We start from the raw sequence: 1,527 nt of genomic DNA, 5'->3' as shown, positions 1-1,527 counted from the left end.
ATCAATGGAAAAAACCAAATACAAAAAATAAAGCATATTATAATAAACTGAACATTCGCAGTCAGCAATATACCTGCTAGTATAATAAATACCAGCACATTAGATAGTATTACTACCATTTTATCTTTAATAAATTCACCTATATTCATGGCATTATATACCCTAAGCTTCTTCTTGTTGCAATTGGATTTTCTATACCTATCTCTTCAAGCTTTTTTCTTAATCTATTTATATTAACAGTTAAGGTGCTATCATCCACAAAATAATCAGACTTCCATAAATTTTCAATGAGTGAATCTCTTTTTACAATATTTCCGCGATTATTTATTAAGCATGAGAGTATTTTAACTTCATTTTTAGTTAACTCTACAGAATTGTCTTGATAAGTAACTGTTGCATTTGAAAGATTTAAAGTAAAATCTCTATAAATTAAGATATGATTCGTCTTGAAATCCCCAGATGTTCTTCTTAAAATATTTGTTACTCTTGCTACATGGAGGTTTTAATGAACTCTCTTCAACCAGGACAAACATATGAAATATCCAACGCTTATGTAGGAATGACGGATAAAGTCCCAACTCGTGTGATTATTCATCGACTAACAAAAGAACAACAACAAAAACGATTACAAAATCAAACTGTAAGAGAAAAAAGAAAGGAATGAAGTATTCTGCTCGTAGTAAACGATTTAGCGGGATCAATGTATATGACAAATACCTATACAGATATTGTCCCGATGGGGCAGGTACATGATTGGTATTCTTTACGTTGGCAAATCGGGATTTTATTTAAAACATGGAAAACTGATTGCCATTCTACTCTGTTCTTCTACCATGTTTCAAATGCGGCAATTACTTCTTATGAAAAAGAAACGAGAACTGAGTGAATATAAGGCCATATATATGATTAAAGATTACTTTCTTCTTCTATTCCGAGCTATACAGAAAAACACCCAAGAGCTATCAAAGATTCTAATTCGCCTGTTCAACCTCCTATAGCAAAACGGGAGAAAATCTCATCGATATGAGAAGAAAACAGTCTTTGATATATTCGGTATCGTTTACAATTGTACCATGTCTGATAATCAAGCAGCTTAATTCAAAAAAATGAAAACCGCTAGGGTTTATTTCGTATGCAAATCTTTAAATTCCTTACACATAACCTTTAGAAAAAAGAAACACTCTCTACTATAATTGACGTTGTATGAGCTTAGCTTGATAGAGATGGGATACCGCCACATACCTATCAAGCTATGGTTGCGCATGTATAATACCCCCTCCTAGTGAAGATCCATGCATAAACCTACTTACACATTTCTTTACGAACGCAAAAGAACAGACTATTTAAATAGTCTGTTCTTAAGGTAAATGATATAATTTTAGAGTTTTTACACTAGAACCAATTGTTTATGGATCATAGTGCTAGTCCATTTATTATTTCCAAACTCATTTAGAATGTTCAATAAATGGGGGCAGATTATGTTGATATTCCGTATAAATAATATCATTACATTAATTTTCTTTCGGA

Annotated in this window: 3 pseudogenes; 1 reads left to right on the top strand and 2 read right to left on the bottom strand. The window is 31.8% G+C overall.

Annotation, left to right across the window (positions count from 1 at the left end):
• Both ACQGS6_RS28240 and ACQGS6_RS28235 read right to left on the bottom strand, forming a co-directional pair.
• Nucleotides 1-149, bottom strand: a pseudogene (locus tag ACQGS6_RS28240) (sensor histidine kinase); the annotation flags it as partial.
• Nucleotides 146-493, bottom strand: a pseudogene (locus ACQGS6_RS28235) (winged helix-turn-helix domain-containing protein); the annotation flags it as partial. The pseudogenes ACQGS6_RS28240 and ACQGS6_RS28235, both read right to left, overlap by 4 nt.
• Here ACQGS6_RS28235 and ACQGS6_RS28230 point away from each other — a divergent pair.
• Nucleotides 494-1,097, top strand: a pseudogene (locus ACQGS6_RS28230) (transposase); the annotation flags it as partial. It abuts the pseudogene before it with no gap.
• Nucleotides 1,098-1,527 lie beyond the last annotated feature (430 nt).

Source organism: Bacillus sp. GMs2/2 (genome assembly GCF_050172095.1).
In the GTDB taxonomy this organism is placed as follows: Bacteria; Bacillota; Bacilli; order Bacillales; family Bacillaceae_G; genus Bacillus_A; species Bacillus_A cereus.
The sequence above is the reverse complement of the archived record's forward strand: the minus strand, read 5'-3'. Positions and strand labels throughout refer to the sequence as shown.